The 12,836-nt window shown below is 35.3% G+C and carries 11 protein-coding genes; 9 read left to right on the plus strand and 2 right to left on the minus strand.

Features of this window, described 5'->3' with window-relative positions:
- Nucleotides 1-21 precede the first annotated feature (21 nt).
- The 7 genes from HFD15_RS03025 to HFD15_RS14255 all read left to right on the plus strand — a co-directional run bounded on the left by HFD15_RS03025 (nt 22) and on the right by HFD15_RS14255 (nt 7,750).
- Nucleotides 22-630, plus strand: a complete 609-nt coding sequence (locus HFD15_RS03025; protein WP_012898106.1) for a YesL family protein — start codon at nt 22-24, stop codon at nt 628-630.
- A 29-nt stretch (nt 631-659) separates the two neighbouring features.
- Nucleotides 660-2,087 carry a glycoside hydrolase family 1 protein gene (locus HFD15_RS03030; RefSeq protein WP_167593181.1) on the plus strand — a complete coding sequence of 476 codons (1,428 nt, stop codon included), beginning with the start codon at nt 660-662 and terminating at the stop codon, nt 2,085-2,087.
- 36 nt (nt 2,088-2,123) lie between these two features.
- On the plus strand, nt 2,124-3,005 hold the full coding sequence (locus HFD15_RS03035; RefSeq protein WP_012898104.1) for an ROK family protein: 882 nt from the start codon (nt 2,124-2,126) through the stop codon (nt 3,003-3,005).
- 102 nt (nt 3,006-3,107) lie between these two features.
- On the plus strand, nt 3,108-3,983 hold the full coding sequence (gene scrK, locus HFD15_RS03040) for a fructokinase ScrK (protein WP_012898103.1): 876 nt from the start codon (nt 3,108-3,110) through the stop codon (nt 3,981-3,983).
- A 208-nt stretch (nt 3,984-4,191) separates the two neighbouring features.
- Entirely contained in the window at nt 4,192-5,733 is a 1,542-nt protein-coding gene (gene guaA / locus HFD15_RS03045; protein WP_017864699.1) for a glutamine-hydrolyzing GMP synthase, read from the plus strand.
- 271 nt (nt 5,734-6,004) lie between these two features.
- Nucleotides 6,005-6,751, plus strand: coding sequence for an MFS transporter (locus tag HFD15_RS14250; protein ID WP_238785273.1), 747 nt, complete (start codon nt 6,005-6,007; stop codon nt 6,749-6,751).
- 36 nt (nt 6,752-6,787) lie between these two features.
- Complete coding sequence (locus HFD15_RS14255) at nt 6,788-7,750, plus strand: MFS transporter (protein ID WP_238785275.1); 963 nt, start codon at nt 6,788-6,790, stop codon at nt 7,748-7,750.
- A gap of 42 nt (nt 7,751-7,792) precedes the next feature.
- Here the strand turns inward: HFD15_RS14255 and HFD15_RS03055 are convergent, their stop codons facing one another.
- Together HFD15_RS03055 and HFD15_RS03060 are read right to left on the minus strand one after the other, a co-directional pair.
- On the minus strand, nt 7,793-9,172 hold the full coding sequence (locus HFD15_RS03055) for an MATE family efflux transporter (protein WP_058208838.1): 1,380 nt from the start codon (nt 9,170-9,172) through the stop codon (nt 7,793-7,795).
- Nucleotides 9,173-9,276: 104 nt separating this feature from the next.
- On the minus strand, nt 9,277-10,182 hold the full coding sequence (locus tag HFD15_RS03060; RefSeq protein WP_058202996.1) for a magnesium transporter CorA family protein: 906 nt from the start codon (nt 10,180-10,182) through the stop codon (nt 9,277-9,279).
- Nucleotides 10,183-10,363: 181 nt separating this feature from the next.
- Between HFD15_RS03060 and HFD15_RS03065 the strand changes: the two genes are divergently transcribed.
- A complete protein-coding gene (locus HFD15_RS03065; RefSeq protein WP_003130113.1) occupies nt 10,364-10,783 on the plus strand; it encodes a MarR family winged helix-turn-helix transcriptional regulator in 420 nt (139 codons plus the stop codon).
- 248 nt (nt 10,784-11,031) lie between these two features.
- Nucleotides 11,032-12,831: a 1-deoxy-D-xylulose-5-phosphate synthase gene (locus tag HFD15_RS03070; protein ID WP_167593180.1), complete on the plus strand. Its 1,800-nt coding sequence runs from the start codon at nt 11,032-11,034 to the stop codon at nt 12,829-12,831.
- The last annotated feature ends 5 nt before the right edge of the window (nt 12,832-12,836 follow it).

The following is a 12,836-nucleotide window of genomic DNA, read 5'->3' on the forward strand; positions in this document are numbered from 1 at the left end:
AAGTTAGAAAGTTATAGAAAAATGATTGGAAAAGCACTAGAAGAATTCTTTATTCGAATTTGGGTCGTTGTTAAATTGACCTTGATATTTTGGCTCTTAGCGCTCACAGGGCTGTTTGTTTTAGGACTTGGTCCTGCCTTTAAAGTGGTAACAGAGTTGTATTTGGAACATGGTTTTGACTATAAGTCAATCTCAGTGAAACAGGCTTATCAAATTTTCAAGCGAGACTTTTTAAGAGCAAATATCATTTTTTGGCTCTATACGTCTTTGAGTCTTTTACTCGCTTATAATTTATATCTTTCAGTACAAATCCAAGGTTTACTTTTCTTGGTGATTGATTTCATTCTATTCTTTGGTTTAACTTATCTTATGACCGCTTTTGAATATACAATGATTTTTGATAGTCAATTTGAAATTAGTTTTGGAAACTTATTAAAAATGAGCTTTATTTCAAATTTTATTAGTTTTAAAACCTATCTAAAACTTTTATTTGGGATTGTCCTTATCTTTGTTTTGACTTGGCAATTTAAAGGCATGATTCTCTTTGGTTTGATTGGCCTTTTACAAGTTTATTCTTTAAGTGTGACAAAAACTTGGCGTTTGAAAGTCGAAGAACAGTTAGCAGAGTAAAAAAGAAGAGTTACTGAGAGGGGTGGAAAATGGAATTAAAATTCCAAGAAAATTTTTTGTGGGGAGCAGCAACGAGTGGCCCACAAACTGAAGGGCGTTTTAAAAAGCAGCATGACAATGTTTTTGATTATGATTTTGACCATTATCAAGAACGTTTTTGGGGCGGAATTGGACCTGATACAGCCAGTAATTTTTTCAATGACTTTCGAGAAGACATAAAATTAATGAAGGCTGCTGGTCTAAAATCAATAAGGACAAGTATTCAATGGTCGCGTTTGATAGATGATTTAGAAAAGAATACGGTAAATGAAAAAGCGGTTGATTTCTATAACGCTGTAATTAATGAATTTATAGCGCAAGGGATTCGTCCGATGATTAATTTAAATCATTTTGATTTACCAGTTGAACTTTTAAAAACATATGGAGGCTGGGAAAGTCGTCATGTTGTTGATTTATATGCAGGTTTTGCAGCAAAATGTTTTGCTGAATTCAGCGACCGAGTGAGTGATTGGTTTACTTTTAATGAGCCTATGGTTGTCGTTGAGTGTGCTTATCTATTAGGTTTCCATTATCCTGATATTGTTGATGGAAAAAAAGCTGTTCAAGTGGCTTATCATTTGCAACTCGCCTCATCTCTTGCGATTGAACAATACCGAAAAATCAATAAAAATCCTGAAGGACGAATTGGAATCATTTTAAATTTAACTCCGTCCTATCCAGCAACTGAAAAAATAGAAGATTTAAAAGCAGCAGAAATGGCAGACCTTTGGCAAAATCGCCTCTTTTTAGATGCATCAATAAAGGGAGAATTTCCAGAAGAATTAGTCAGCCTTTTACAAGAAGAAAATGTCTTGTGGCAGTCGGAAGCAGAAGATTTGAAACGGATTAAGGAAAACAAAGTGGACCTTTTGGGAGTAAATTACTACCATCCGAGTCGAGTACAAGAACCTGAATATTCTAGTGATAGTTTGGCTCAAGATTGGCGTCCCGACAAATATTACGCATCGTTCAATAAACGTGGGGTGCGGATGAATGCTGACAGAGGTTGGGAGATACATCCACAAACCATTTACGAAATTGCCAAGCGAATTCAAGAAGATTATGGGAATATTCCTTGGTTTATTTCTGAAAATGGGATGGGCGTAGAAAATGAAGAACGTTTCAAAGATGAAGAGGGACAAATCCAAGATGATTATCGAATTATTTTTACAACAGAACATCTTTTTTGGCTCCATAAAGCGATTCAAGAAGGCTCAAATTGTTTTGGTTACCATGTTTGGACACCAATTGATTGCTGGAGTTGGCGTAATTCATACAAAAATCGTTATGGTTTGATTAGTTTGAATATCCATACCCAAGTGAAAACTTTAAAAAAATCAGCTTATTGGTATAAAAATTTAACAGACACATCACTTTTACAAGTTCCAGATTCGATTTTAGAAAAATACAATCAATGATTTCTGTTAAAATATAAGAAAATTTGGAGGAGAAATATGTCATTATTAACAATAGATATTGGTGGAACAAGCATTAAATATGCAAGATTTGCTGACGGAAAATTAGGAGAAGAAGGTGCTTTCGGAACTCCTGATAATCTGGATCAATTTTATCAATCACTGACAGCAGTCGTTGAACAATTTAAGGAAAATTCTGATGTTTGTGGTGTTGCTATTAGTTCCCCAGGAGCAGTAAATAAAGCGACTGGTGTCATTGAAGGAGCAAGTGCTCTCCCTTATATTCATGATTTTGATATTCATGCTGAACTAGAAAAACGATTTGGATTACCTGTTTCTATCGAAAATGATGCCAATTGTGCAGCGCTTGCCGAAGTGAAATTTGGTGCGGCAAAAGGTTTGTCAGATGTTTTGCTTCTTGTGCTTGGAACAGGTGTTGGTGGTTCTGTAGTTATGAATGGGAAAGTTCATCATGGGAAACATCTTTTTGGCGGTGAATTTGGCTTTATGCTCATGGATGATGAACATTCGTTTTCAACATTAGGAACAACGATTAGAATGGCTGAGCGCTATAATAAACGCACAGGAGAAGCTCTTGATGCCATCGAAATCTTTGAAAAAGCCTTTAATGGTGATGAAATAGCTAATGAAGAAAAAGATATTTTTCTATACAATGTCGCAAAAGGAATTTTTAATCTGACTTATTCTTTTGATCCAGAATTAGTGATTATTGGCGGAGGGGTTTCCCAAGCTGAATGGTTAATTCCAGAACTACAAAAACAACTTCAAAAAATTATGGGAATTATTGAAGTAGCGACTTTTATGCCAGAAATTGTAACTTGTGAATTCAGAAATTCTGCCAACTTAATTGGTGCAGCGGTAGATTTTTCACAAACTTACGCAAATAAGACTGACAAATAAGCTAGAAGTTTTCTGTCAGTAATATTTTTTACTGACAGAAAATTCCTTCACTAATACTATACGAAATAGAACATAAAAAGTAACAAATTATAGGAAAAAATTATGACAAATCATTATGGCTCAATCGAAGCAGGCGGAACAAAATTTGTACTTGCGATTGGTGATGAGCAGTTTAATATTTTAAAAACAAATCAAATTCCAACGACAAGTCCCGAAGAAACAATTACTAGAACCATTGAATTTTTTAAGGAGAATCCTGTTAAATCATTGTCAGTTGGTTCTTTTGGACCTATTGACATCAAGCCTGAAAGTGCAACTTATGGCTATATAACAACCACGCCAAAAGCTGGTTGGGCAAATGTTGATTTATTAGGAAAACTCAAAGCCGCACTTGATATTCCGATGGTTTTCACTACCGATGTCAATAGCTCGGCTTACGGTGAAATGATTGTGACTGGCGGAAAATCATTGGTTTATTTCACAATTGGAACAGGAATTGGTGGAGGAGCCGTACAAGATGGGAAATTTATTGGAGGATTTTCTCATGCAGAAATGGGTCATCAATATGTTAAACGCCATCCAGACGATCTTAATTTTGCAGGCGTTTGTCCATTTCATGGTGATTGTCTAGAAGGAGTGGCAGCCGGCCCTTCCCTTGAAGCCCGCTTAGGAATTCGTGGAGAAGATATTCCAGCTGACAGCAAAGTTTGGGATATTCAAGCTTTCTACATTGCACAAATCGCCGTTAATACAACCTTAGCACTTGCACCTGAGAAAATTGTTTTTGGTGGTGGCGTTATGACCCAAACGCACATGATTGAGCGCGTGCGCAAAGAATTCACAAAATTACTGGCAGGTTATGTCCACGTTCCCTATTTACTGACAGATTATATTATGACTCCGTCAGTCGCAAATAATGGTTCGGCAACGATTGGAAATTTTGCTTTGGCAAAAGATTTAGATGAAAAAAATTACTGACAGCTTTGTCAGTAGTTTTTCATTTTCGTCAGTAAAAATAAATGTAATCACTATCATACGATTTTTCTAAAATTTATTTTATTTATTCACAAATATCTCTGCAAAAAACAATAAATTATGATAGAATAAATCTAATAAAATAATTGAACAAAAGTTCGAACTTTCCAACAGGAATTCGGACTTTTGCACCTTATTAGAGGAGGGTCCCTTGTCCGACACTACACTTGAAAAAATCATTGTACTCGACTATGGTTCACAATACAATCAACTTATTGCGCGTCGTATCCGAGAAATCGGTGTTTTCTCAGAACTCATGAGTCACAAAGTTACAGCCAAAGAAATTCGTGAGATTAATCCAATCGGTATTATTCTTTCAGGCGGTCCAAATTCAGTTTATGATGAAGGTTCATTCGATATTGATCCTGAAATCTTTGAACTTGGTTTGCCAGTTCTTGGTATTTGCTACGGAATGCAATTGATGAGCTACAAGCTCGGCGGTATGGTAGAAGCAGCAGGCGAACGCGAATACGGTGTTGCCCCACTTCAACTCACTGAAAAATCAGCATTGTTTGCAGGAACTCCCGAAGTTCAAGATGTTTTGATGAGCCACGGTGACCGTGTAACAGCTATTCCTGAAGGTTTCCACGTTGTCGGAACTTCACCAAACAGTCCATTTGCTGCTGTTGAAAATACAGAACGCAACTTGTACGGTATCCAATTCCACCCAGAAGTTCGTCATTCAGTTCATGGGACAGAGATGCTCAGAAACTTTGCGCTTAACATTTGTGGAGCAAAAGGGAACTGGTCAATGGAAAACTTCATTGATATGCAAATCAAAGATATTCGTGAAAAAGTTGGCGATAAAAAAGTTCTTCTTGGACTTTCAGGTGGTGTTGATTCATCAGTTGTAGGTGTACTTTTACAACGTGCCATCGGTGACCAATTGACATCAATCTTTGTTGACCACGGTTTCCTTCGTAAAGGCGAAGCTGACCAAGTCATGGAAACATTAGGCGGGAAATTCGGTCTTAATATTATCAAAGTAGATGCTCAAAAACGTTTCATGGACAAGCTTGTTGGCCTTTCAGACCCAGAAACAAAACGTAAAATTATCGGTAACGAATTTGTTTATGTTTTTGATGATGAAGCAAACAAATTAGAAGGTGTTGACTTCCTTGCCCAAGGAACACTCTACACCGACGTCATTGAATCAGGAACAGATACAGCTCAAACAATCAAATCACACCATAACGTTGGTGGACTTCCTGAAGATATGCAATTCCAATTGATTGAACCATTGAACACACTATTTAAAGATGAAGTTCGTGCGCTTGGAACACAACTTGGAATGCCTGATGAAATCGTTTGGCGTCAACCTTTCCCTGGACCAGGACTTGCCATTCGTGTCCTTGGTGATTTAACAGAAGAAAAACTAGAAACTGTTCGTGAATCAGATGCAATTCTTCGTGAAGAAATTGCTGCTGCAGGCCTTGAACGTGATGTTTGGCAATATTTCACAGTAAATACAGACGTGAAATCAGTCGGTGTCATGGGAGACCAACGAACATATGACTATACACTAGCTATTCGTGCCATCACTTCAATCGATGGAATGACAGCTGACTTTGCCCAACTTCCTTGGGATCTTCTCCAAAAAATCTCAAAACGTATCGTTAATGAAGTGGACCACGTCAACCGTATCGTCTACGATATTACGAGCAAACCACCAGCAACTGTTGAGTGGCAATAGAATAAAAAACTGATAACAGTATCTGTTATCAGTTTTTTTATTTTAATAATAAATTTTAAAACTAGCACTCATTGTTCAATAGCATTATTTCCTAAAAGATTACGTAATATTAATCAATTTCATCGCTTTGAAAGCGTTATACTTGATTTGCTTGAAATTAATTAGGTGTAACTATGTTTTGCAATATTTAAGAGTAAAAAGTCTTTAATTTGCAACCTAATATACTTGTAACTTTTTACTTCAAGAAATATATTTAAATTTGGAGAAAGTTATGGTTGGCAATGAAAAAATAAATTTTTTTAGGGAATTTTTTAGTTTCAAAACAAACAAAGCAGAAGGAATAATTGGGTTTCATCGAGCTTTAGGAATTGGTTCATGGGATATGTTTAATGGAGGAACTGGTGGCCTTATTGGTTCGTGGCTCTTATATTTTCTGACCTCTTTTGGTGGGGTTAATCCTGGATTAGCTGCACTTTTAATTTCAGCTCGACTCGTTATAGATATGTTCTGGGCTCCTGCTGTTGCTGTTATTTCAGATAATTTTTATCACTTTGCACTCGTCCGAAAATATGGGCGTAGACGATTCTTTTTGATTTTTGCAATTCCAACTTCGATTGCTTTTGCAGCGATGTGGATTCCAATGGCAGGTGGCCTTTCTTGGCTTTATTATCTTGTGTCATTTATACTTTTTGATTTTTGTTTGGATTTAGTTCTCATTCCTTGGGAAGCTATCCCTGCAGAAATTACCTCTACCTATACACAACGTAATAAAATGGGGTCAATCAGAATGTGGGCTTCAGGTTTAGCCCAACCCTTAATAGCTTTTGTCCCGACTCTCTTTATGAAACTTTTACCTGCTGAACATGGAATGCAAACTTCCGCCTGGGCCTTATTTGCAACAGCTTGTGTTTGGGGTGTGATTGGAATTATATTTACACTCTTTGTTTACTTTTCTTCTTGGGACCCTATTCTGATTTCTAAAGAAAAGACAGAACTTATGTTGCGGCATTTAGATTAAGAAAGAAAACGAGCTAAAACTCCTGCTAGGTTATTCTTGGAAAATATTGCTAATTTACTTTTAACCTTAAGGATTAAAACTTTTCGTAAACATCTAGTTCTTTATTTCTCTACTTTTGGGATTATTGATTCTTTTACAGCTATTTTTGTTATCTTTGCGACGATTTCGTTTTTGCCAACTCTAACACTTGATCCAGCGCAAGCAGCTCTTATTTTAGCGACACCCTTATTGATTATGACAATTGCATATACACCATTTGGAGCATGGCTTTTTAATCACCCCAAAATTGGACCACGCCTGCTTTACCTAATTGGTTTTGGCATTGGTATTTTATCATGTATCACTTATGGTATTGTTTATTTCACAAGAGGAAGTTTATCAGAAGCTCAGATTACGGGACTCATCATTTTTACAACTTGTGTTTTCACTGTGGGTCGTAACATCATTGGGGGCCTTCCTTGGGTCGTCTTTCCTTTAATTCCTGATATTGATATGATCATTCATAAAGAACAGCGGGCAGGAGTTTTTGCTGGAGCTATGACTTTTGTACGTAAATTCACTAATATTGTCTTTAATGTTGTCATTGGAGCGGTTATGGGAGCTGCTGGATATAACCAACATGTTTCTAATGTGGCAGACAAAATGTCAAATTATGTACAAGTGCACCATGTGACGACCAGACAAGCTTTTCACCATTTGGTAACAAGTTCTACTTTAGAACATCAGATTCAAAGTGCGGGCTTTGGAATTGCTATGCTGATGACGTTTTTAGTTGGAGGCTTGATGCTGATTGCTTTATGGAATGCTTTTACTTTTAAACTTAATTCAAAAACACATGCTATTTTGGTTGAAGAAATTTCACGTCTACAAAAGGCTGATTCGATTGGGGGAGAAGTGGCAGTAAAAAATGCTAAAGAGTCAGCTGACCTCAAAACAAAACAAATAATTGAAGCTTTATCAGGATTAAATTATGATAAATACGTCTGGACTGGAAAATAATATATAAAAAACGAGGCCATAAATTTCCTCGTTTTTAATATATTATTCAGCAACGGCTAATTCAGTTTGATTTTCCATAAGTTTACCATTGTTTAATTTTAATAAATAAGGGATAAGCATGATGAGGCCTGCTACAAAGGCAATTCCTTCTGTTAGGGTCATTGACCAGATGAGGCCAGTTAATCCGTAAAAATGATGTAAGATAATGACGATTGGGATATAAAGAATCCCTTGGATAGTAGACATTACCCCAGTTTGTGCACCTAGACCAGAAGCTTCAAAAATTCCAGTAAATAATCCCGAAAAACCATTGAAGACAGATGAAACCAGTTGTGCGGCTAGTACGATTAAGCCCACTTTGATTACTGCACTATCATCAGTAAAGAGTTGCATGACAGGAACTCTAAAAAGATAGACAATTAAAGCAAAGAGAATAGAAATTCCGCCAATCCAAAGAGTTAACTCTTTAAGTGCTTCTTTTAATCGTTGAGTATTATTTGAAGCAAAACTATAGGCAAAGAGTGGAATGGCCCCCAAAAAGAGTCCCATGGTCAAAAATTCAGGCAGTTGAGTGATTCTAAGGGCAATCCCAAAGCTAGCAAGAACATTATCACCATATTGAACAGAAAAGTGATTTAACAAAAGTGTTGTGACAATCATAAATGCTGATTTGAAAACTTCTGCAATCCCAATTTTATAGATTTCAAATTGGTCTTTTAAACTGATTTTAAAATGTTTTAAAAATCCTTTAAGCGATTCACTTTTATTTTCTAAAAACCAGACATAATAAGCTGTAGAAGCTAGATTTGCAATCACCATTGAAAGTCCAGCCCCAATAACATGAAGATTTAAAACTAGGATAAAGAGGGCATCTAAGACAATACTAGTCGCAACCCCAACGAACATGCCATACATTGATTCTTTTGAGGCACCTTCTGCACGAACTAATTGTTCCAGTCCATAGTTTAAAATCATACTAAAACCACCACCTAATAAAACTCCAGCATATTCTTTAGTATAAGTAATAGTTGCGGCGTCTGCTCCTAAAATATGAGCGATTGGACTTAAAAAGAAAAGAGAAACAAGCCCAATAAGTAAACCAATGATTAAACTCATATAGAAAGAATAACCAGCGATTTTCTTTCCTTTTTCTTTATCGCCAGAACCTAGCAGGCGAGTGATAAAGGTTCCACCTCCGACACCAAAAAGGTTTCCGATGGCCATAAAAACAATGGTTATTGTTAAACCTAGAGTGATTGTTGACATCATATTTGTGTCATGGACAAGGCCGATAAAGTAGGCATTGATTAAGTTATAGATTGTTGTTGCGGAAATTCCAATCATCATGGGAATTGATAAGTGAGCAATTGCTTTTCTGATGGGCGCTTCCTTAAGATAATAAGAGTTGGATTTTTTACTCATTTTTATTGTTCTTCTTTCTGAATCGAAATGATAGATATTCTAATAGTTAGATATCTAACTATTAGAATATCATAATACTTATTTTTTATTTTGTCAACCCAAAACTATCGTTTAGAAAAATAATCTTTTTTGACGAAGAAGAGAGTCAGTAAAACTGACAAGAGAAGGGCAAGTAAACAAATGATTTCCCAAGATATTTTTGGGAGATTAGTCAAGGGCAGAGGAACATTCATACCATAAAAACTAAAAATGATGGTAGGAATAGTCAGAATAATTGAATAAGAGGTCAAAAATTTCATGACACTATTTGTATTATTGTTAATGATTGAATCATAAGAATCAGTCATCTCATTCAAAATCCTATTTGAAATATTAGACATATCAAAAGCTTGGTCAACTTCAATCATTAAATCATCAAGAAGTTCCTTTTCATCATCATAAAGTTTTAAATATTTACCACTTTTAATTTTAGAAATGACTAAAGAATTTGATTTCAAGGACATAATGAAATAAATTAAACTTCGCTCAATTTTCATCAAATTAATCAAGTCTTCATTTTTCGGTGCCTTACCCAAAGTTTGTTCGATTAATATTCTTTTACGATTGAGAATTCTAATTTTATCGACATAAATTTTGGCAATAGCTAGCATGAAATGAAGGACAAAAGAAGTCTTATGTTTTGGATTTAACTGATGAAGCAGTTTTGAATTTTTCAAGATTGTTGCCATCTTTTTATCCGCTACATTTGTGATGATGACCTCTTTTGTTACAATAAAACTCATAGGTCCCGATGAATAATAAGCCACATCTGTTTGATCTTCAAATGGCATATCAAAAATAATGAGTAGACTTTTAGTTTCATCGTCAATCTCTATTCGAGCACTCTCGTCCTTATCTGTTGCATAAGATAAGAACTCTTCCGGAATGTGATATGTTTTTGAGAGATAACTTTTATCAAACAGTTTTTGGTCTGAGAAATTAATCCATTCTCTTGTTAAATTTTCAGACATTTGATTCTCCTTTTTTAAAAAATAGTTAGAGTTCTAACTAACAAGAATTATCATAAATCAAATAAATGAAAATGTCAAGAACTAACTGTTAGATATCTAATTGTTATAAATTGACAAATGAATAAAAGACCATTATACTAAGAAATAAGAAACAGCAAATCAAATAAGAGGAGTCCTCCAAATGGCTAATACAATCTATTCAAATTTATTTCGTTCTATTTCACAAAAATCAATGATGACCTCTAGTCAAATGATGAAAGATTTAGAAGTGAATCATCAACAAGCTAGAGTAATCGCATATATTGCAGAAAATCAAGATAAAGGTCTCATCCAAAAAGATTTAGCAGAAGTATTTAATAGACGAGGAGCAAGTATAACAAGTATGCTCCAAGGTTTGGAAAAAAAAGGATATATCGAAAGACGAATTCCTAAAGAGAATGAACGTCAAAAAAATATCTATATTTTGCCCAAAGGGCTAAAAATTATTAATCAGATTAATCAAATATTTGAAGCATCTGAAAAGAAATTGATTGAACCCTTGACCGAGAAAGAACAAGCTGAATTCTTGAGACTCTTAGAAAAAATAGATGACAATTTATAAGATAATAGGAAAAAGACTAATAATTACGTTAGTCTTTTTTTATTTCAGTCCAATGCATTTCTCAAAATAATATTATAGACTTTCTTTAAAAAAGATGACAGATTTCTTGACAAGTAAAATATAAAAAAGTATAATTTCTTTATCGTTTACAAACGTAAACGTTAATGTTATATTACCTTATTAAACTTAAATAATATTAAATTTTACTCGCAGCTTTATAATCTAAATAGAACTAGGAAGAAAAAATTATGACAGTATTAGACAAAGTAAATGACCCCAAAGACATCAAGGCTCTTACAGCGCTAGAACTAGAAGAGCTCGCTACAAATGTACGCGATGCAATTCTTAATCGTGTCAGTCAATATCCAGGGGACCATCTCGGACCAAATCTTGGTGTGGTAGAAATGACTGTTGCTTTACATAAAGTCTTTAACTCACCTGTTGATAAATTAATTTGGGACGTTAGTCATCAAAGCTATCCGCATAAAGTTTTAACAGGACGTAAAGAATTTTTTACTGACAAAGACAAATTTTCTGGAACAACAGGCTATACAGACCCTGAAGAAAATGAACATGACTTTATACGAGTCGGTCATACATCTACATCTATTGCAACAGCTATGGGATATGCCTTGGCTCGAGATATGCAAGGAAAAAAAGAAAATATTGTAGCCATCATTGGTGATGGCGCGCTCTCAGGAGGACTTGCATTTGAGGGACTTGATGGCGCAGGTACACTTAACGGGAATCTTATTATTATTGTAAATGATAATGAAATGGCCATCACCGAAAATCATGGAGGAATCTATCAACATCTTGCAGATCTGCGAGCAAGTAAAGGAACCTCAGCAAATAATCTTTTTAAATCATTTGGGCTTGATTACCGTTACCTTGAGGAGGGAAATGATATCCAAAGTTTGATTGCCCTTTTTGAATCAGTAAAAGATATCAATCGGCCAATTGTTCTTCATATCCACACAGAGAAAGGACATGGCTATAAACCAGCAGTTGAAAATAAAGAAGGAATGCACCAAGTCTTTGCACCCTTTGATATTGCTACAGGTCAACCAGTCAATAGCTCAACCAATATCGTTCGTAGCTATAATAATGTATTTCTTGACTTTATGGAAGAAAAGTTAGCCAAAGGTGACAATCTTATCGCCATTAATACCGCAATTCCAATGTTCTTTGGCCTGTCACAATTTGCTAAGAATCATCCAAAAAATTATGTTGATGGAGGAATTGCTGAACAATATACAGTGACACTTGGTGGAGCAATCGCAGCAGCAGGAACTCGAGCTATTATTTTCCAAAATGCAACTTTCTTACAACGTGCCTATGACCAACTTAACCATGATTTGGCACTGAATAAAGAACCAGCAATTGTTATTATCAGTAACAGCCAAATTGGCGGAACAAACGATACTCACCAAGGAAGTTTTGTTTATAGTCAAACATCAAATATTCCCAATGTAATTGACCTTGCAGCAACAAGTGAAGAAGACCTTTTTGCAATGCTTAATTGGGCATATAATCAACATGAACGTCCAGTATTTATACACTTGCCAGAGCATACTTTGGAAAATCGCCCAACAAAAATTACTGATTTTAGTAAACCTCAGTATGAAGTTGTTAAGTCTGGCGAAAAAGTTGCAATCTTAGGACTTGGTGCAATGCTTGAGAAAGCTGAAAATGTCGCAGAAGAACTTGAAAAATCAGGATTTAATCCAACGGTTGTAAATCCATTCTTTGCAAATCTTTTGGATGTAGCTGCTTTAGACAAATTATCTGAAACTCATGGACTCTTTGTTACGATTGAAGATGGCACTAAAGATGGGGGATTTGGTCAAAAAGTGGCGACCTATTTGGCAAGTAAAGGGATAAAAACACTTGTATATGGTGCAGATACTGAGTTTATTGATGCTGTTCCAAAAGAAGAACTTTACAATCGTTATCACATAAGACCAGAACTTATGGCAACTGATATTATTGAAGCAACCAAAGAATCTAAAGGACCTAATTTTTTTAAGAAAATATTTTCTAAATAAAAGTT

Source organism: Lactococcus sp. EKM203L (genome assembly GCF_011800585.1).
GTDB lineage: Bacteria > Bacillota > Bacilli > Lactobacillales > Streptococcaceae > Lactococcus > Lactococcus lactis.

What these genes read in the sequence shown, in the direction of transcription:
- HFD15_RS03065 (WP_003130113.1), top strand. Translation starts at nt 10,364, where the DNA reads ATGGCTAATACAATCTATTCAAATTTATTTCGTTCTATTTCACAAAAA.
- HFD15_RS03055 (WP_058208838.1), bottom strand. Translation starts at nt 9,172, where the DNA reads ATGAGTAAAAAATCCAACTCTTATTATCTTAAGGAAGCGCCCATCAGA.
- HFD15_RS03030 (WP_167593181.1), top strand. Translation starts at nt 660, where the DNA reads ATGGAATTAAAATTCCAAGAAAATTTTTTGTGGGGAGCAGCAACGAGT.
- HFD15_RS14250 (WP_238785273.1), top strand. Translation starts at nt 6,005, where the DNA reads ATGGTTGGCAATGAAAAAATAAATTTTTTTAGGGAATTTTTTAGTTTC.
- HFD15_RS03025 (WP_012898106.1), top strand. Translation starts at nt 22, where the DNA reads ATGATTGGAAAAGCACTAGAAGAATTCTTTATTCGAATTTGGGTCGTT.
- HFD15_RS03070 (WP_167593180.1), top strand. Translation starts at nt 11,032, where the DNA reads ATGACAGTATTAGACAAAGTAAATGACCCCAAAGACATCAAGGCTCTT.
- scrK (WP_012898103.1), top strand. Translation starts at nt 3,108, where the DNA reads ATGACAAATCATTATGGCTCAATCGAAGCAGGCGGAACAAAATTTGTA.
- HFD15_RS03035 (WP_012898104.1), top strand. Translation starts at nt 2,124, where the DNA reads ATGTCATTATTAACAATAGATATTGGTGGAACAAGCATTAAATATGCA.
- HFD15_RS03060 (WP_058202996.1), bottom strand. Translation starts at nt 10,182, where the DNA reads ATGTCTGAAAATTTAACAAGAGAATGGATTAATTTCTCAGACCAAAAA.